This is a genomic window from Nocardioides sp. CPCC 205120 (assembly GCF_048654585.1).
GTDB lineage: Bacteria > Actinomycetota > Actinomycetes > Propionibacteriales > Nocardioidaceae > Nocardioides.
The window spans coordinates 380,044-397,224 of the sequence record NZ_JBMCYY010000001.1; the positions used below are offsets into that span (position 1 = coordinate 380,044).

A 17,181-nucleotide genomic window follows, 5' to 3' on the forward strand; every position below is an offset into this window, starting at 1 on the left:
TCAGCCCAGGTCGATGCCCTCGCCGTGGACGGCGCGGCCGGCGACGTACGTCGCGGCGACGGGCAGGTGGCGCAGCCAGGCGCCCTGCTCGGCGGTGGTGGGGAACGCGGCGTACGGGTCGGCGTCGAGGAGCACGAGGTCGCCCGGGTGGCCGACGGCCACGGTGCCCCAGCCGTCGGTCGAGGCGGCGAGGGCCTCGGCGACGGTGAGGGCCTGCTCGCCGTGCCACGGCTCGCGGTCGTCGGCGCTGCGGTGCACGGCGGCGGCGATGGCCAGCCACGGGTCCAGCGGCGACACGGGCGCGTCGGAGCCCAGCACGACGTCGACGCCGTCGTCGAGCATCCAGCGGTAGGCGAAGCACCGCGCCGACCGCTCCTGCCAGATCTTCTCCGTCAGGTCGCGGTCGTCGAGCAGGTGCGCCGGCTGCACGCTGGCGCGGATGCCGAGCTCGGCCATCCGCCGCGAGTCCGCGCGGTTCAGCATCTGCGCGTGCTCGATGGAGCCGCGGGCGCCGGTGGCGGCGTACGTCGCGAGCGCGGCCGCCGCGGCCGCGTCCCCGATCGCGTGCGTGGCGACCTCGAGCCCGGCGGCGTGCGCCCGGGCGAGCAGCTCGTGCAGCTCGGCGCCCGACAGGTTGGGCTGGCCCGCGGGGTACTCGAGGCGGTGGGCGTCGGCGTACGGCTCGCAGCACCACGCCGTGCGGGTGTTGAGCGAGCCGTCCGAGATGATCTTCAGCGGCCCCATCGTCAGGCGGTCGTCGCCCGGGCCCGTCACGTCGGCCACCCCGGGCAGGACGTCGCCGGTGCGCAGCCCGAGGCGCAGCACGTCGTCGAGCCCCTCGGCGTAGGTCGACATCCGGATGCGCAGCCGGTCGCACCCGTTCTCCCAGCGGTGGAGCCAGTCGGCGGCGCCGCCGGAGAACTCGAAGTCGACGAGCCCCACGACGCCGAGCGCAGCGGCGGCGTCGAGGGTCCGCGCGTAGGCCTCGGGCGACGTGCCGTCGTCGCCGACGAGGGTGGGGAGCCGGGCGTACGCCGCGAACCACTCCCCCTCCCGCACGACCGAGTCGCGCACCGGCATCGCCAGGTGCAGCAGCGCGGTCGTGTTGAGCCAGGCGTGGTGGGCGTCGCCCGAGATGAGGACCACCGGCACGTCGCCGGACACCGCGTCGAGCTCGCTCACCGTGACGTCGCGGTCCCACCCGCCCGAGCGGTGCCCCCACCCGATCACCGGGTGGTCGGGCAGCTCCGCAAGGCGCTCCGCGACCCGCTGGGTGACGTCCTCCGGCGACCGCGCGGCCGTGAGGTCGAGGCGCTGCGACGCGAGCGTCCACTGACCGAGGTGCACGTGGGAGTCCCACAGCCCCGGGATGAGCCAGCGGCCCTCCGCGTCGACGACCTCGGCGTTGCTCGCGCCGGCGGGGACCGGCAGGTCCGGGCCCACCGCGGTCACCCGGCCGTCGGTCACCGCGACGTCGACGGGACGACCGGCGGGGCCGGGCACGACCCCCCGGCCGACGGGCACCAGGCGGGCCTGGCGGATGAGCAGGTTGACCATGAGCGGCACCCTAACCACGCGTCCCCAGGCCCCCGGCCGCGTCCGCGCGCCGCGGGTGTGAGGCTGCGCACGCCGGGCCGGGACGGCACACTGAGCGCCATGTCGTCGCCGCGCCCGCTGCCGCCCCGCCCGATGCCCGGGTCGCCGTCCGGCCAGGTCGACGACCCGACCCCCGGCGCCGCGCCGGGCGGCCGGCAGGGCGCGCAGGGCGGCGGCTCCCGCCGTACCCGCACGTGGCTCGCCGCCGGCGCGGCGGGCGTGCTCCTCGCCGGCGCGGCCACCGTGGGCGTCGTGGTCGGGCTCGACGACGGACCCGCCGACCGCGTCACGGGCGGTGCCAGCGAGGCCGGCGGCACGAACGGCGGCCCGGACGGCGGCACGGACGGCGGCAGCGGCGGGACCGACCTGGACCCGGTCGCCCTGCCGAGCGACGCGGAGCTCGCGGTGGCCCGCAGCACCCCGCGCACCGACTCCGTCTACCCCGACGTGGGCCACCCCGGCGTCGACGCGCTCCACTACGACATCGAGCTCGGCTGGTTCCCCGAGGACTCCGAGGACGACGGCGACGACGACGAGGACCCCGAGCTCACCGGCACCACCACGGTCACCTTCCGCGCGACCACCACCGCGCCCGGGTTCCGCCTCGACCTGGCCGAGCACCTCGACGTCACCGAGCTCGCGCTCGACGGCACCCCCACCGACGCGTTCCGCCGCGAGGGCCACCACCTCGTCGTCGACCAGCCGGTCGTCGCCGAGGCGCAGCACCGGCTGACCGTCACCTACCGCGGCCCCGCCGAGCCGGCGGCGGCGCCGACCGACCGCAGCGACTTCTCCGGCGTGGGCCTGACGCGCTCCACGTCGTCGGAGACCGAGGACTGGCTCTGGACGATGCAGGAGCCGTACGGCGCGTTCACCTGGTACCCCGTCAACGACCAGCCGGCCGACAAGGCCCTGTACGACGTCACGGTGCGCACGCAGCCGGGCTGGACGGGCGTCGCGAACGGCGAGCTCGTCGAGCAGGCGGAGGACGACGAGCAGTCGGTGGCGCGCTTCCACGCGGCGGAGCCGATGTCGTCGTACCTCGCGACGGTCGCCGTCGGCGACTACGAGCTGACCGAGGACGTCAGCGACTCCGGCGTGCCCCTCACCTACTGGACCCCGGCCGGCGACGACGAGGCGCTCGAGCGGCTCGAGGTGACGAAGGAGGCGCTGGCCTGGCTGGAGGAGCGGCTGGGGCCCTACCCGTTCAGCAGCCTGGGCTCGGTCGTCGTCGACTCCGAGAGCGCCATGGAGACCCAGACGATGATCACCTACGGCAACACCGACTACACGCTGTCGCCCGAGGTGATCGTCCACGAGATCGCGCACCAGTGGTACGGCGACGTCGTGTCGCCCGACGACTGGCGCGACGTGTGGATGAACGAGGGCATGGCCATGTACCTGCAGATCCTGTGGGAGGCCGAGGACCTGGAGGCCGACGTCGACGAGTACGTCGGGTACTACGCCCTCGACGACCAGTTCCTCCGCGACTCCTACGGCCCGCCCGCGGCGTACGACGCCGGCTCGTTCGGGCAGAGCAACATCTACGTCCCGCCCGCGGTGATGTGGCACGAGCTGCGCACCGCCGTCGGCGACGACGCGTTCTGGGCGATGGTGCGGGCGTGGCCGGCCGCGGGCGGCGAGGGCGTGTACCGCAGCACCGGCCGCGACGAGTACTGGCCGTGGATCTCCGCGCAGCTCGGCGCCGACCTCACGCCGTTCCTCACCGCGTGGCTGCTCGGCGCGCAGGAGCCGGGGACCTCGTTCGGCACCGGGGGCTGAGCGGGGGGTACTGAGCGGGGGCGGTTCGGGCCCCGGGCGCGGGCAGCACGCGGGCAGCACGCGGGCAGCACGCGGGGACAGTTGGAACCGTCGCGCACGCTGGGGACATGCCCGAGCAGACCTCGCAGACGCCGCCCCCGCCCCACGTCGTCGTCCTCTTCGGTGCGACCGGCGACCTCGCTAAGCGCAAGCTCTTCCCCGCGCTGCTGCGCCTCGCCGCCTCCGGGTGGCTGCCCGCGTCGTACCGGGTCATCGGGTCGGGGCGCCACTCCCCCGGCACCGACGAGGAGTTCCGCGCCGGCATGCGCGACGCCCTCGTCGAGCAGGCGGAGCCGGACGAGCGCGACGCGGTCGACGGCCTGCTCGAGCGGGTGAGCTTCCAGACGGCCTCGGCCGACGACGGCCCCGACCTCGCCGCGGCCGTGCGCGCCGCCGAGCAGGAGGTGGCCGACGAGGCCGGCACCGACGTCGACGAGGTCCGCCGCCTCGTCTACCTCTCGCTGCCCCCGTCGGCGATGACCGACATGATCGGGATGCTCGACCGGGAGGACCTCACCGACCGCGCCCGCCTCGTCGTCGAGAAGCCGTTCGGCCTCGACCTGGCGTCCGCCGAGGAGCTCGACGCCGCGCTGCTCGACGTGGTGAAGGAGGAGCAGGTCTTCCGCATCGACCACTTCCTCGGCAAGGAGGCGGTGCAGAACATCCTGGCGCTGCGCTTCGCCAACGGCCTCTTCGAGCCGGCCTGGGACCGCCGCTCCATCGCGTCCGTGCAGATCGACGTGCCCGAGGACCTCTCGATCGAGGGCCGGGCGAGCTTCTACGAGTCCACCGGCGCCCTGCGGGACATGATCTCGACCCACCTGTTCCAGCTGCTCGGCTTCGTCGCCATGGAGGACCCCGGCGCGTTCGAGGCCGACGCGGTCCGCGACGCCAAGTCCGCGCTGTTCCGCGCGATCCGCCCGCTCGACCCGGCGCGGGTCGTCCTCGGGCAGTACGACGGGTACCGCGACGAGGAGGACGTCGCCGACGACTCGGACGTCGAGACGTTCGTCGCCGCGGAGGTCTTCGTCGACAACGAGCGCTGGCGCGACGTGCCCTTCCTGCTGCGCACCGGCAAGTCGCTCGCGGAGGGCCGGCGCACCATCACGCTGCGCTTCCGCGACCCCGAGTCGTCGATGTTCGAGGAGCCGACCTGCGGCAACGAGCTGGTGCTGGAGCTGACGGACGAGCCGCAGATCACCATCGACGTGCGCGCCAAGCGGCCGGGGCGCGACTTCGACATCACCATCGCCACGATGCGCCTGCAGGTCGAGGGCGACGGGGGCGACTCGTTCGCGCTCGAGGCCTACGAGCGGCTGCTCCTCGACGTGCTGCGCGGCGACCAGACCCTGTTCACCCGCTCCGACGAGGTCGAGCGGCTCTGGGAGGTCTGCCAGCCGGTGCTCGACGACCGCCCCGAGGTGCTCCCCTACGAGCCCGGCTCGTGGGGCCCGCAGGCCGCGCTCGACCTGGCGCCCGGCGGTTGGCGCCTCGGTGACTGACGAGGCCCGCCCCGGGCTCCCCACGCCGGACATCGCTGCCCACGGCCTCATCGGCGACCTGCGCTCCTGCGCCCTGGTCTCCACGGACGGCACGATCGACTGGTTCTGCCCGGGCCGCTTCGACGCGCCCAGCGTCTTCGCCAGCATCCTCGACCCCGAGGACGGCGGCTCGTGGACGCTGCGGCCGACCGGCGAGGTGACGCGCACGCAGCAGTACTACCTGCCCGACACCGCCGTCCTCGTCACCCGCTTCCTCACCCCCGGCGGCGTCGTCGAGGTGCAGGACTTCATGCCGGTGCTGCGCGCCCACGACGACGAGCACCGCCAGCGCGTCGTACGACGGGTCTCGGCCGTGCGCGGCTCCGTGCCGTTCGTCTCCCGCGTGCGGCTGCGTCCCGACTACGGGCGCGAGGACGCGCGGCCCGAGGAGGTCGAGGGCGGCGTCCTGATCCTCGACGGCCACGTCGACCTCGTCCTGTCCTCCACCCACGACCTCGTCGTCGACGACGGCGAGGTGACCTCGGAGGTCACCCTGGGCGAGGGGGCCACCGCCCTGTTCGTGCTGGAGGTCGCCGCGGACGGCGCCCGGCCCGCGCCGTGCCCCGTCGACGACACCGAGTCGCTGCTCGACGCCACCACGGCGTACTGGCGCAGCTGGCTGGCCACCTCGACCTACGAGGGCCGCTGGCGCGGCGCCGTCGAGCGGTCCGCGATCACCCTGAAGCTGATGTGCCACGAGCCCAGCGGCGGCGTCGTCGCCGCGCCGACGACGAGCCTGCCGGAGGAGATCGGCGGCGAGCGGAACTGGGACTACCGGTTCGTGTGGATCCGCGACGCCGCGTTCACGCTCTACGCGCTGCTGCACCTGGGGTTCACCGACGAGGCCGCCGCGTTCACGGCGTGGCTCTCGCGCCGCATCGGCGAGGTCGACCGCGAGGACCCGTCGTACGAGCGGCTCGGCCCGCTGCGGGTCCTCTACGACCTCGACGGCAACGTGCCCACCGAGGAGCACGAGCTGGACCACCTGCGGGGGCACCGCGGCTCGCGGCCCGTGCGCGTCGGCAACGCCGCGGTCGACCAGCTGCAGCTCGACATCTACGGCGAGCTCATCGACTCGGTCTACCTCTTCGACAAGTACGGCGCCGGCATCAGCCACGACGGCTGGTCCGACCTCGTCGTGGTGCTCGAGTGGGTGATGGAGAACTGGGACCGCGACGACCACGGCATGTGGGAGATCCGCGAGGAGCCGCGCGCCCACACCACCTCGCGCCTCATGTGCTGGGTCGCCGTCGAGCGGATGATCCGCGTCGCCCGGCGCCGCGGGCTGCCCGGCGACATCGCGGCGTGGGGCAAGGTGCGCGACGAGATCTACGAGCGCGTCATGACGCGGTCGTGGGACCCCGAGCAGGGGTCGTTCACCCAGGCCGAGGGCTCCGCCGTGATCGACGCGGGGCTGCTGCTGATGCCGCTCGTGAAGTTCACCGCCCCCGGCGACCCGCGCTTCCTCTCGACGCTCGCGGCCATCGAGGAGCACCTCGTCACCGACTCGCTCGTCTTCCGCTACGACCCCCACGACGACAGCGCCCACGACGGGCTCGACGGCGCGGAGGGCACCTTCTCGATGTGCTCGTTCTGGTACGTCGAGGCGCTCACCCGCGCGGGCCGGGTCGACGACGCGCGGCTGGCGTTCGAGAAGATGCTCACCTACGGCAACCACCTCGGGCTCTTCGCCGAGCAGGTCGGCCTGACCGGCGAGCAGCTCGGCAACTTCCCGCAGGCGTTCACGCACCTCTCGCTCATCAGCGCGGCGACGAACCTGGACCGGGCGCTGGGCTGAACGGGCTGGGCTGAACGGGCTGGGCTGAGCGGGCTGGGCTGAGCGGGCCTCGCTGAACCGGCTGGGCCGAGCCCGGCCCCGGGGCGGCGGGGGTGCGGCGCGCTCACCGGGGGCTCAGGAAACGGGTCTACATTCCTCGCGTGACCGCGCTCGACGTCGACCTCACGCCCGCCGAGCGGGCCGAGCTGGAGGGGCTCGAGGCCCGCGACCGCGACCGGCGCCTGGGGTGGCTGCTGGTCGTCACCGGGGTCGTCGGGTTCGTGGCCGCCGTGACGCTGCTGCTGGAGCGGATCCAGCTGCTGATCGACCCGTCGTACGTGCCCTCGTGCAGCCTCAACCCCGTGCTCAGCTGCGGCTCGGTGATGGTGACCGAGCAGGCGCGGGTCTTCGGCTTCCCCAACCCCGTCATCGGCGTCGCCGCCTTCCCGGTCGTCGTCGCGGTCGGGGCGGGGATCCTCGCCGGCGCGTCGTACGCCCGCTGGTTCTGGGCCGGGCTGCAGGTCGGCGTGGCGCTGGGCGCGGCGTTCGTGGCGTGGCTGATCGCCCAGAGCCTCTACTCCATCAACGCCCTGTGCCCCTACTGCATGGTCGTGTGGGCCGTCGTGGTGCCGCTGGCGTGGCACGTGACCGTGCGCAACGCCGAGGCCGGGGTGCTCGGCGCCGGCCTCGCCCGCTCGGGCGTCGTGCGCGCGGCGCGGAGGTGGTCGCTGCTGGGGGTCGTCGTGGTCTACCTCGTCGTCGTGGTGATGGTCCTCGAGCGGTTCTGGGACTACTGGTCGACGCTGCTCTGAGCAGGGCCCGGTCGGACCGGCCCGCCATCATCGGTGGTCGAGGTGGCCGCGCCGGCGGCCCTCGAAACCACGCGGCCTCGCGCTCAGTCCTCGCGCCGGCGCAGCAGGTAGCGCTGCACCTTCCCGCTCGGGGTCTTCGGCAGCTCCTCGACGAAGTGCACGACGCGGGGGTAGGCGTGGGCCGAGTACTCGTTGCGCACCAGCTGCTGCAGGTCGTGCGCCAGCTCGTCGGTGGGCTCCGTGCCCGGGGCGAGCACGACGTACGCCGCGACGACCTCGCCGCGCACCTCGTCGGGCTTGCCCACCACGGCGACGTCGACGACGGCGGGGTGCGTGACGAGCACGCTCTCCACGTCGAACGGGCCGATGCGGTAGCCGGCGGCCAGGATGACGTCGTCGTCGCGGGCCGAGAAGTAGAAGTGCCCGTCCTCGTCGACGCGGCCGGTGTCGCCGGTGAGGTACCAGCGACCGTCGCGGGTGAACCGCTCCGCCGACTTCTCCGGGGCGTCGTGGTAGCCGCGGAAGAACATCAGCGGCGAGCCCTCGACGTCGAGCGCGATCTGGCCCTCGACCATCCCGGCGGCGAACCCGGGCAGCGCCGGGCCCATCGACCCGGGCCGCACCGGCTCGCGCACGCCGTCGGCCCAGCAGTTGACGATGCACATGCCGTGCTCGGTCTGGCCGTAGTGGTCGCGGACCTCGACGCCGAGCGCCCGCTCCCCCCACGCGACGACGTCGGGCGTCAGCGGCTCGCCGGCCGACGACGCGCGCCGCAGCGTGAAGCCGGTGAAGGAGGGGTCCTTCGACATGGCGCGGTACATCGTCGGCGCGCCGGCGAAGCTCGTCACGCCCAGGCGCTCGATCACGCGCCGCGTCAGGTCGGGGGAGAAGCCGGCGTCGACGAGCACGTTGGTGCGTCCCTGCGCCAGCGGGCCGAGCACGCCGTAGTAGAGGCCGTAGGCCCACCCCGGGTCGGCGGCGTTCCAGAACACGTCGTCGGGCTGCACGTCGAGCCCGTGCACCAGGTAGGAGCTGAACGCCGCCAGCGCCCGCACCGGGATCGGCACGCCCTTCGGCTTGCCCGTCGTGCCGCTCGTGAAGAGCATCGCCAGCAGGCCGTCGCCGCCGACCGCCGCGGGCTCGGCCAGGGGCGCCCGGGTCAGCAGCGCGTCGTACTCCGGACCGGTCTCGAGCACCTCGACGCCCTCGACCGCGTCGAGCTTGGCGCGCTGCGACGACTCGGTCACGACCAGCTTCGCCCCGCTCCCGCTCACCCGCACCTGGATCGCGCCGCTGGCGAACGCCGTGAACAGCGGCACCAGCACGGCGCCGAGCCGCCACAGCGCGACGACGGTCACGACGTACTCCAGCCGCTTGCCCATCAGCACGCCCACCGCGTCCCCGCGGCCGACGCCGCGCTCCGCGAGGCCCGCGGCCAGCCGGGAGGAGAGGTCGCGCAGCTCGCCGTAGGTCAGCGACCGCACCCCGAGGTCGGCGTCGACGAGCGTGAACGCGACCGCGTCGGGGTCGTGGCGGTCGCAGAGCAGCTCGGCCGCGCAGGCGTCGGGTGCGGCGTACTCGGCGAGCCAGCCCTCGATCCTGCGGGTGACGTCGGCGGCGTCGGTCACGGTCTCCTCCTATGATCGGCACGGGTGGTCGGCGTCACATCGTGCGCCGCCCGCCTCCCGGCGACCACCCTCCGAGGAGGGGGGCCGGGCGTCGGCGACGAGGAGCGGGCGGGAGCGACATGGCGGAGCGGGGCACGGGTGCCGACGGGGACGTGCGCGGGGCGACGCGCCAGGCGCTGGCCCGGGTACGGCGCGGCGCGGCCGTCTCGCTCGCCTTCGCCGGCCGCGTCGAGGACGGGCGGGTCACCCTCGACACCTTCGACGGCCGCACCGTCGGCGCCCTCGCGGGCACGCGCCTGCAGCCCGGGCACGGGCTCGGCGGCCGCGTCATCACGCTCGGTCGCGCGCACGCCTTCAGCGACTACCTGTCCTCGCGCTCCATCTCCCACCGGTACGACGCGATCATCGCCGCGGAGGGCCTGCGGGCCATGGCCGCCGTCCCCGTCGTGGTGGACCGGCGCCCCGTCGCGGTGCTGTACGGCGCGCTCCACGCCCCGGGCGACCTCGCCGGGCGGGCCCTCGACGTGCTGACCGCGGAGGCCCGGGCCCTCGAGCAGGAGCTCGTGGCCGCCCGGGCCGCGACCCGGCCGGCCCTGCGGGAGGGGACCGAGCCCGACCCGCTGCGCGAGCGGGTGCGTGCGGCGTACGCGGACCTGCGGCTGATCGCCGGGCAGCTCGACGACCCGCGGCTGCGCGACGCGCTGCTGCGCACGGCCGACACGCTCGCCGACCGGGCGCCCGACGCGGCCGACGCGGCCCTGCCCGCCGTCGCCCTCACCCCGCGGGAGACCGACGTGCTGGGCCTCGTCGCCCTCGGGCACGGCAACGCACGCATCGCGGCCGAGCTGGGCCTGACGCTGCACACGGTGAAGGGCTACGTGAAGGCCGTGATGGCCAAGCTCGGGGCGTCGAGCCGGCTCGAGGCCGCCGTGCTGGCCCGCCGGCACGGCCTGCTGCCCTGAGCCCCGAGGTGGCCGCCCGCGGCCCGCTCAGCGCAGGCCGGGGAGCTGCACGCTGAAGGTGCTGCCGACGCCGATCTCGCTGGTGACGGCCACGGTGCCGTGGTGGGCCTCGACGATGGCCTTCACGATGGCCAGCCCCAGGCCGGTGCCGGGGACGGCGTCGGCGATCGCGGTGGGCACCCGGTAGAGCCGCTCGAAGATCCGCTCGCGCTCCTCGACCGGGATGCCCGGCCCGGTGTCGGCGACGGTCAGCACCACGCTGTCCCCCAGCAGCTCGACGCCGAGCACGATGCGCCCGCCGGCCGGGGTGAACTTCAAGGCGTTGCCCAGCAGGTTGTCGAGCACCTGGCGCAGCCGCTGCGGGTCGGCGCGCACGACCGGCGGGCCGGCGGCGGCTCCCGCCGTACCGGCGTCCCCGCCGGGATCCCCGCCGGCGTCCGCGCCCGAGGGCCGCGCGACGAGCGTGACGGCCCGGCCCGACGCCTCGGCCCGGCGCTCCGCGACGGTCGTCCGCACGAGGGCGTCGACGTCCACGTCGTCGAGCTCGAGGGGCACGGAGTGCAGGGTGCCGGTCGCGAGGGTGAGGAGGTCGTTGACGAGCGTGAGCTCGCGGTCGGCGCTGCGGGCGACCTTGTGGAGCATCGCGCGGCGGGCCTCGGGCCGCAGGGTCTCGTCGAGCTCGAGGAGCATGTCGACGTAGCCGATGATCACCGTCAGCGGCGTGCGCAGCTCGTGGGTGACGGTCGCCAGCATCTCGTCGCGCAGGCGCTCGGCCTCGGCCTCGAGCCGGATGCGCTCGGAGACGTCGCGCACGGTGGCGGCCGTCCACCGGGTGCCGTCGCCCAGCTCGATGGGCGCCAGCGAGATCTCGGCGGGAAACTCGGTGCCGTCGCGGCGCACCGCGGCGAGCTGCAGCAGGCCCATGGGGCGCCGCGGGTAGCCCGAGCGGCGCTGCGGGTGGCGGGGGCGCAACCGGGCGGGCACCAGCACCTCGACGAGCTGCTGCTCCAGCTCGTCGGGCCGGTAGCCGAACACCCCCTCCACCTGCGTGTTCGCGGCGACGATCACCCCGTGCCCGTCGACGACGACCACCGCGTCGGGCACCGCGTCGAGGGTCGCCCGGAAGAGGTCGGGGTGGAGGGTCCCCAGCAGCGCGCTCGTGGCGCCGGGCGCCTGGGGGCCCGGCGCGTTCCCGGGTCGTGGCATGCAGGGGTCCCGTCGCCGTGCCGCACCCGCGTGCGGCCGCCGCCAGGCTACCGCTGTCGTCCGGCGGCCGGCCGCCCCTCGCACGGGTCGTGGGGCCGGGCTAGCGTCCACCCCGTGACCGAGCGACTGACCTCCCACGACCTGATCGACCTCGTGCTCGACGCGGGCAGCTGGCGCTCCTGGGACACCCCGCCCGTGCGGGGCGACATCTCCGAGGAGTACGGCGCGGAGCTCGCCCGCGCCGCCGAGAAGGCCGGCACCGACGAGTCGGTCGTGACCGGCGAGGCGCTCATCCACGGTCGCCGCGTCGCGGTGCTGCTCGGCGAGTTCCGGTTCCTGGCCGGCTCCATCGGCCGGGCGGCGGCGGACCGCGTCGTCGCCGCCGTCGAGCGGGCGACCGCCGAGGGCCTCCCCCTGCTCGCCGCCCCCGTCTCGGGCGGCACCCGCATGCAGGAGGGCACGCCGGCGTTCGTGCAGATGGTGCGGATCTCCGCGGCCGTCGCCACCCACAAGAAGGCGGGGCTGCCCTACCTCGTCTACCTGCGCCACCCCACCACCGGCGGCGTCATGGCGTCGTGGGGCTCGCTCGGCCACGTGACGGTCGCGGAGCCCGGCGCCCTCGTCGGCTTCCTCGGCCCCCGCGTCTACGAGGCGCTCTACGGCCAGCCGTTCCCCGAGGGCGTGCAGACGTCGGAGAACCTCTACGCCCGCGGCATCATCGACGCCGTCCTGGCCCCCGACGAGCTGGCCGACATCGTCGACCGCACCCTCACGATCCTGCTCGCCCGGCGCCAGGGCGTGGGCACCGTGCCCGCGCCGGTGCTGGACCCCGTGCCCGACGTCGAGACGTGGGACGCCGTCACCCGCTCCCGCGACCCGGAGCGCCCGGGCGTGCGCCGCCTGCTGAGGTACGCCGCCAGCGACGTCGTGCTGCTCAACGGCACGGGCGAGGGCGAGGCGGACCCGGGCCTCATCATCGCGCTGGCCCGCTTCGGCGACGCCCCCTGCGTGTTCCTCGGCCAGGACCGGCGCGGCCAGACCCGGGAGCACCCGATGGGTCCGGAGGCACTGCGCGAGGCCCGGCGCGGCATGCGGCTGGCCTCCGACCTCAAGCTGCCGCTCGTCAGCGTCATCGACACCCAGGGCGCCGCGCTGTCGGCGGACGCCGAGAACGGCGGGCTGGCCGGCGAGATCGCCCGCTGCCTCGCCGACCTCGTGACGCTCGACGCCCCGACGCTGTGCCTGATGCTCGGCGAGGGCAACGGCGGCGGCGCGCTCGCGCTGCTGCCCGCCGACCGCGTCGTCGCGGCGCAGCACGCCTGGCTCTCGCCGCTGCCGCCCGAGGGCGCGAGCGCGATCGTGCACCGCGACCTCGACCACGCCGCCGAGATGGCCCGGGCCCAGCAGGTGCGGGCGCTCGACCTGGCGGCCCGCGGGGTCGTCGACGTCGTCGTGCCCGAGCAGCCCGACGCCGCGGAGGAGCCCGAGGCGTTCTGCGCCCGCGTCGGCTCCGTGCTCGAGCACGAGCTGTCCCGCCTGCTCGTCGCCGGCGCCGGGTCCGTCGCGCAGCGCTCGCGGCGCTACCTGTTCTGAGGGGACGCCGGGGTTTCCTCGCGACCCGGGGTTTCCTCGCGACCCGGGGTTTCCTCGCGACCCGGGGTTTCCCCGCCTAGGCGGGGAAACATGTGCTCTGCGGCCGATGCCTGGGCCGCAGAGCACATGCTTCCCTCGCAGGGTCACGTCTGGCACGGTGCTCCGATGAGCCTGCACATCGTGAACATCTGCGTCGACTGCGCCGACCCTCGCACCCTGGCGGCCTGGTGGGGCCGCGTGCTGGAGCTGCCGGTGTTCGACGACGACGCCGACGGGGACGACGAGGAGACCGGCATGACGCTGCCGGACGGGCGCGACCTGGTGTTCCTGCGCGTCCCCGAGCCCAAGACGGTCAAGAACCGCCTCCACCTCTGCCTGGCCCCCAGCGGCGAGGACGACCGGCGCGACGCCGAGGTCGAGCGGCTCCTCGCCATGGGCGCCACGCTCGTCGACGACCTGCGCGCCGAGGACGGCACCGGCTGGGCCGTGCTCGCCGACCCCGAGGGCAACGAGTTCTGCGTGCTGCGCGGCGAGGCGGAGCGGGCCGCCACCTCCTGACCCATCTCCCGACCCCACCTCCGGGCTCCCGAGCCCCCGACCCACCGACGCCGAGGAGGGCCGCCGCCGGTCTCCCGGCGACGGCCCTCCCGTCGGTGCTGCGGTGGTGCGGGTGCTGCGGTGCTGCTGGTGCTGCGGTCGGTCAGCGGCGCACGGGCACCGAGAACGACGCGCCGGCGGCCGTGATGGTCGGGTGGTTCGCGTCCGTCCACACGCGCAGGCGGTACCAGCCGGTCGGCATCGCGGGCAGCGTCACCCGGGCGAGGCCGTTGCGGACGTTCGCCACGAGGCGCACGTTGCCGTAGACCACCTGGGCGGTGCCGTTGTAGGGTGCCCCGCTCGAGTTGCCCACCTGGATGCCGAGCGTGCCGGTGCGGCCCGTCGGGATCGGCTGCGGCCACGCGGAGACCAGCAGCGTGGAGCGGGCCTTCCCGACGGTGACCACCACGCCGCCGGTGGCGGCCGTCGTCGTGTCGTCACCGAGGTAGCGCAGGCCCACCCGGTAGGTGCCCGGGCGCCACGACGCCGGCAGGCGCAGCGTCGCCCGGCCGTCGACGACCGTGGCGGTCGCGACCGCGCCGGTGCCCCACAGGGCCTCGACGGTGCCGGTCGCGCCCGGCGCACCCTCGCCCGTGCCGACCTCGACGACGACGGTCGTCGGCGAGCCGTACGAGCCCGTCGCCGTCGCCGGCGCGGTCAGGGTGGTCGTGTCGCGCACGAGGGTCACGCCCTCGACGACCCGGCCCGTGCCGGCGCCGGTGGCGGTGAGCGCCAGGGCGCCGCGGGTGGCCTCGGCCGGTACGGCGAGGGTCGCCGTGGCGACGCCGTCGCCGTCCGCGACCACCTGCACCGGCTCGACGCCGGGCGCGGTCACCGTGACGGACTCGCCGCCGCGGAAGCCGCCCGCGGTGACGGCGAGCGCCGTACCGGGGGTGACGGAGGAGGCCGCGTCGAGCGTGCCGCCGGTGAGGGTGGCCAGCTCGGCGCACGGGTCGCCGCTGGTGCCGACGGGCGGCAGCTCGGCGACCGCGGTGCCGGTCGGGGTGGCGGCGACGGTGCCGTCGTCCTCGCGGATCGTGGCGAAGACGATCGAGTCCGTGCCCATGACGGCGCCGCTGGTGTTGACCACCGACGCCTTGAGCGACGTCGACGCGGTCGTGCTCGCGGCCGTGTCGCCGTTGAGCGTGGCGGTGACGACCCGGCAGGTCTGGCCCGGGGCGAAGTCGACGCGCTCCATGGCGGCGCCGGCGCGGGCGGTGCCCGAGCCGAGCAGGGACACCCAGCCGGTGACCGGCGTGGTGGCGGGCCGGTCGAGGTGGACGGCGAGGTCCGTCGTGCCGGGGGCGTCACCCTCCTCGGTGGCGGGGGCGAACACCTCGGCGACCGGGAGGTCGACGACCCCGAGGTCACCCACGGCGGACGACTCGAACGCCAGGTCGGAGAGGTAGGCGCCGCCGACGACGGCACCGTCCTCACCGGGGGCGCCGGCCACGCTGATCTCGCGGAGGTCGGTCAGGTCGAGACCCGCCGCCGCGAGGTCGGGCAGGGGCACGGCGAGCTGCTGCAGCACGATCTTGCCGAGCGTGCTGCGGCTCGTCGCGGTGTCGGACGACGGCAGGCGCCGCAGCGCCGCCGGGTTGAGCTCCGAGACCAGCGCCGACCAGCGCGCACCCGTGCCGTCGACGACGGTGAGGGTGGCGTCGGTGCCGCCGACGACGGTCTCGTCCGCCGCCAGCTTCAGCGACAGGCGCTCGTACGTGCTGGCGTCGCGACGCGCGGCCGGCACGGCGACGCGCAGCGCGGCCCCCTCGGCGGTCCAGCTCAGCCGCGTCAGCGGCGTGGTCGGCACGTTGGTCGCGTTGGACGCGGGCGTCCAGTGCGGCACCTGGGCGGACTGCGCGGTGGTGGCGCAGGCCGGCAGGGTCTGGCCGACCGTGCGGCCGCCGAGCGAGGCGCAGACGGTCGCCGTGGCGCCCGCCGTGGTGCGGATCAGCGAGCTGGTCTGCTCGAACGTCGCGACCGTCGAGCGGGCCGAGGCGGGCGCGGTGGCCTGGGTGCGGACGTCCTCGTCGCCGAGCGCGGCCGGGACGGCACCCGTGCCGTCGAACATCGGCAGGAACTGCTCCTCGCCGCCGAGGGTGAGGCGGAACCAGGCGGTCATGTACGACGTGCCCTGGTCGTACTGCTCCTGCGGCGTCATGCGGATCGACGTCGCGGCGGTGCTCGGGGCGGTGCCGCAGACCGGCTCGGTGGCGCGGGCGCTGGTGGGGTTCGTGCCGCTCCAGTCGTCGCTGACGCTGTAGCGGTAGACGCCCGGCGTCCAGACCGTGTTGTAGAAGTTGTGGTTCGCGCCCATCACCCAGGTGCCGGAGCGCAGCGCGTCGTCGCCGAAGGCGTAGCGGCTGTCGTCGAGCATGTGCTGGCCCTGCTGGTTGCTGACGTCGCCGTCGCAGTAGGGCAGCACCACGTTCATCGCGAGGCCGGGCACGGTCATCCGGCCGAAGTCGACCGGCGCGAGCGGCAGCACCGAGGTGAAGCCGAAGGGCTCCTCGCGGGCGCCGTTGAGCGTGGCGGCCGACGTGATGCCCTCGCCGCCGCGGGAGTGGCCCATGAGACCGACGTTGGTGAGGTCGAAGCGTCCGACGAGGTCGCTCGCGGAGAGGTCGTCCGGCGCGTCGTAGCCGCCGACGAAGCCCTCCGACCGCGCGGCCACGGCGGCCGTGCCCGCGTCGAGCGCGGCGTCGAGGGTCACGTCCGTGCCCGTCGCGTCGTCGTGGAGGACGACGGGCTCGCCGGCCGAGGCGTCGGCGAGCAGGTCGAGGGTGTCGAGCACGAGCTGGCCGCGCGCGACCGCGCCCTGGTCGGCCGCGAGCTGGTTGTCGTTGGCGTTGATGGCGTTCGCCGAGACCGACACCACGGCGTACCCGTGGCTGGCCAGGGCGCGCGCGGTGCCGTCGTACCCGAGGTAGCTGGGGATCGACAGCTGCGTCGGCGAGCAGGGCCAGCGGTTCGGGTTGGCCGCACCGGTGCCGTAGCAGTAGCTGTGGCGGCCGTGCAGCAGCACGACGGTGGGCCGGGCCTCGTCACCCTCGGGGAGGTAGAGCTTGCCCTCCATCTCGCCCCGGATGCCGCCGATGGCGGCGAGGTCGACGGACTGGTCGCCGAACGAGTAGACCGCCTCGTCCCAGGCGAGGTCGCCCAGCGCCGCCGGGTCGTCGGCGAGCTCCGCGAGCGCGGACGCCTCGGGGGCCTCGGCGGGTGCCTCGGCGGCGAGGCCCGCGGCGCCGGTCGGCGCCGTGCTGGCCCAGCCGGCCTCGACGGTGCGGGCGCGCAGCACCGAGGGGTCGGCGGTGACGACCGCGAGGCTGAGGCCGTCGGCGGACTCGGTGGCCACACCGAGCGACTGGCCGTCGACCACGACGGTCGGCGCGTCGGACACGATCGGCAGCGGCGCGTCGAGGTCGACGGTCACCTCGTAACCGCCGGGGACGACCTCCACCTCCCAGTCGTCGCCGGAGGGTGCGGTGGTCGGGGCGGCGGACGCGACGCCCGCGGACAGGGTCGCCGCGACGAGCGCGGCGCCGCTGAGCGCTCGGACGGCGTTCCGGGTGGCGCTCCGGGCGCGGGGCGCTCCGGGGCGGGTGAAGGCAGGCAGCAAGGACAAGACAGACCTCTCGTGGCCGCGGG

At 75.2% G+C, this 17,181-nt stretch carries 11 protein-coding genes; 7 read left to right on the plus strand and 4 right to left on the minus strand.

Annotation, left to right across the window (positions count from 1 at the left end; all coding sequences use genetic code 11):
- On the minus strand, positions 1 to 1,557 hold the full coding sequence (locus tag ACOACO_RS01860) for an amidohydrolase (protein WP_420294557.1): 1,557 nt from the start codon (positions 1,555 to 1,557) through the stop codon (positions 1 to 3).
- A gap of 99 nt (positions 1,558 to 1,656) precedes the next feature.
- Between ACOACO_RS01860 and ACOACO_RS01865 the strand changes: the two genes are divergently transcribed.
- The 4 genes from ACOACO_RS01865 (at position 1,657) to ACOACO_RS01880 (ending at position 7,547) form a co-directional block, all read left to right on the plus strand.
- Positions 1,657 to 3,378 carry a M1 family metallopeptidase gene (locus ACOACO_RS01865; RefSeq protein ID WP_420294558.1) on the plus strand — a complete coding sequence of 574 codons (1,722 nt, stop codon included), beginning with the start codon at positions 1,657 to 1,659 and terminating at the stop codon, positions 3,376 to 3,378.
- A 107-nt stretch (positions 3,379 to 3,485) separates the two neighbouring features.
- Positions 3,486 to 4,919, plus strand: a complete 1,434-nt coding sequence (gene zwf, locus ACOACO_RS01870; RefSeq protein WP_420294559.1) for a glucose-6-phosphate dehydrogenase — start codon at positions 3,486 to 3,488, stop codon at positions 4,917 to 4,919.
- On the plus strand, positions 4,912 to 6,756 hold the full coding sequence (locus ACOACO_RS01875) for a glycoside hydrolase family 15 protein (RefSeq protein ID WP_420294560.1): 1,845 nt from the start codon (positions 4,912 to 4,914) through the stop codon (positions 6,754 to 6,756). Before zwf ends, ACOACO_RS01875 begins: the two co-directional genes overlap by 8 nt.
- 140 nt (positions 6,757 to 6,896) lie before the next feature.
- A complete protein-coding gene (locus tag ACOACO_RS01880; RefSeq protein WP_420294561.1) occupies positions 6,897 to 7,547 on the plus strand; it encodes a vitamin K epoxide reductase family protein in 651 nt (216 codons plus the stop codon).
- A gap of 83 nt (positions 7,548 to 7,630) precedes the next feature.
- Here ACOACO_RS01880 and ACOACO_RS01885 read toward each other — a convergent pair whose 3' ends face one another.
- Positions 7,631 to 9,175 carry an AMP-binding protein gene (locus ACOACO_RS01885; protein WP_420294562.1) on the minus strand — a complete coding sequence of 515 codons (1,545 nt, stop codon included), beginning with the start codon at positions 9,173 to 9,175 and terminating at the stop codon, positions 7,631 to 7,633.
- A gap of 119 nt (positions 9,176 to 9,294) precedes the next feature.
- On the opposite strand from ACOACO_RS01885, the gene ACOACO_RS01890 reads away from it, so the two are divergent.
- Positions 9,295 to 10,137: a response regulator transcription factor gene (locus ACOACO_RS01890; RefSeq protein ID WP_420294563.1), complete on the plus strand. Its 843-nt coding sequence runs from the start codon at positions 9,295 to 9,297 to the stop codon at positions 10,135 to 10,137.
- A 27-nt stretch (positions 10,138 to 10,164) separates the two neighbouring features.
- Here the strand turns inward: ACOACO_RS01890 and ACOACO_RS01895 are convergent, their stop codons facing one another.
- Complete coding sequence (locus ACOACO_RS01895) at positions 10,165 to 11,343, minus strand: sensor histidine kinase (protein ID WP_420294564.1); 1,179 nt, start codon at positions 11,341 to 11,343, stop codon at positions 10,165 to 10,167.
- Between the two features lie 114 nt (positions 11,344 to 11,457).
- Here ACOACO_RS01895 and ACOACO_RS01900 point away from each other — a divergent pair, with 114 nt between their 5' ends.
- Positions 11,458 to 12,936: a carboxyl transferase domain-containing protein gene (locus ACOACO_RS01900; RefSeq protein WP_420294565.1), complete on the plus strand. Its 1,479-nt coding sequence runs from the start codon at positions 11,458 to 11,460 to the stop codon at positions 12,934 to 12,936.
- A gap of 165 nt (positions 12,937 to 13,101) precedes the next feature.
- A complete protein-coding gene (locus tag ACOACO_RS01905; RefSeq protein WP_420294566.1) occupies positions 13,102 to 13,494 on the plus strand; it encodes a VOC family protein in 393 nt (130 codons plus the stop codon).
- 142 nt (positions 13,495 to 13,636) lie between these two features.
- Here ACOACO_RS01905 and ACOACO_RS01910 read toward each other — a convergent pair whose 3' ends face one another.
- Positions 13,637 to 17,158, minus strand: a complete 3,522-nt coding sequence (locus ACOACO_RS01910; RefSeq protein ID WP_420294567.1) for a hypothetical protein — start codon at positions 17,156 to 17,158, stop codon at positions 13,637 to 13,639.
- Between the last annotated feature and the right edge of the window lie 23 nt (positions 17,159 to 17,181).

Bases quoted from the DNA above. Each gene is read 5' to 3' on its own strand.
- ACOACO_RS01860 (WP_420294557.1), bottom strand. From the start codon at position 1,557: ATGGTCAACCTGCTCATCCGCCAGGCCCGCCTGGTGCCCGTCGGCCGG.
- ACOACO_RS01865 (WP_420294558.1), top strand. From the start codon at position 1,657: ATGTCGTCGCCGCGCCCGCTGCCGCCCCGCCCGATGCCCGGGTCGCCG.
- zwf (WP_420294559.1), top strand. From the start codon at position 3,486: ATGCCCGAGCAGACCTCGCAGACGCCGCCCCCGCCCCACGTCGTCGTC.
- ACOACO_RS01890 (WP_420294563.1), top strand. From the start codon at position 9,295: ATGGCGGAGCGGGGCACGGGTGCCGACGGGGACGTGCGCGGGGCGACG.
- ACOACO_RS01895 (WP_420294564.1), bottom strand. From the start codon at position 11,343: ATGCCACGACCCGGGAACGCGCCGGGCCCCCAGGCGCCCGGCGCCACG.
- ACOACO_RS01905 (WP_420294566.1), top strand. From the start codon at position 13,102: ATGAGCCTGCACATCGTGAACATCTGCGTCGACTGCGCCGACCCTCGC.